Raw genomic sequence first — 250 nt, 5'->3', positions numbered from 1 at the left:
AAATACTCATCCCTTTGATAAAATCAAATCTCAAACTGAGATCATCAAAGAATTACTCGCCTATCTTCAAACCCATTTTCCCCAAGATCACTTTACGAAAGAATCACTATCTTTTTTAAGTGATAATTTTAATGAGGAAAACAACCTTGATTTCTTAGCTAAATTAAAACATACCTATACCCAAGAAAAACTGTTCCAACAACTCTTAAAAATCATTAGTCCTTCTTTTGAAAATAAAGATCCTTATCAT

The 250-nt window shown here is 29.6% G+C and carries 1 pseudogene; it reads left to right on the top strand.

The window, feature by feature from the left end:
* Nucleotides 1-250: pseudogene (locus RI68_RS02170) on the top strand (replicative DNA helicase); the annotation flags it as partial.

Source organism: Vaccinium witches'-broom phytoplasma str. VAC (genome assembly GCF_000309405.1).
GTDB lineage: Bacteria > Bacillota_I > Bacilli_A > Acholeplasmatales > Acholeplasmataceae > Phytoplasma.
The sequence above is the reverse complement of the archived record's forward strand: the minus strand, read 5'-3'. Positions and strand labels throughout refer to the sequence as shown.